This is a genomic window from Pseudomonas protegens, from assembly GCF_003732485.1.
GTDB lineage: Bacteria > Pseudomonadota > Gammaproteobacteria > Pseudomonadales > Pseudomonadaceae > Aquipseudomonas > Aquipseudomonas protegens_B.
Genome location: NZ_MOAK01000081.1, coordinates 34,305 through 34,820, shown reverse-complemented (window position 1 = coordinate 34,820; position 516 = coordinate 34,305). Strand labels below are relative to the sequence as shown.

2 protein-coding genes are annotated in these 516 nt (G+C 59.1%); both read left to right on the top strand.

Going from position 1 to position 516, the window contains the following annotated elements:
- Positions 1–193 (top strand): helix-turn-helix domain-containing protein (locus BLX41_RS23990; RefSeq protein WP_148059774.1); only part of this gene is annotated, 193 nt, incomplete at its 5' end.
- A gap of 118 nt (positions 194–311) precedes the next feature.
- Positions 312–516: helix-turn-helix domain-containing protein (locus tag BLX41_RS23985; RefSeq protein WP_123727155.1), on the top strand; the 205-nt coding region annotated here is incomplete at its 3' end.

The following is a 516-nucleotide window of genomic DNA, read 5'->3' as shown; positions in this document are numbered from 1 at the left end:
AGCAGAACACTTCACGCCGCTGTCGGTCAGCGTCGAGGACGCAGCACGCATCGTTGGCCATTCACGGTCGGGCATCTATGAGCTAATCGCGGCCGGAGACCTCAAAGCGTTCAAGCTCGGCCGTCGCCGTTTGATCCTCATGAGTGAACTCAAAGCTTGGATTGAGCGCGCTGCAAAGGCCGGCACACGGTGAAGTGCGGAAAGAATAAGGGGCAGAAATTGCGCAGGGCTGCGCTGAGAATTGCCCTGACGGTGTTCGAGCACCGCCAGGGCGAAAACACACTGGCTAGCACCAACGTGAAGGGCAAACTATGACACGCCATTCTTCAACTGAGCAAGACTGCAAGATGATGGAGGCCCTACGAAACGGGCCAGTATCGACCATCGAAGCCGCCAAGGAGCTGGATATCGTCCAGCCGCCTAACACCATTCGCCGCCTCAGGAAAAAGGGGCACGAGATCCACACCTACTGGACGCACCAGTCCACTGAGCCTGGCCGCCCGCCTCACCGCGTCG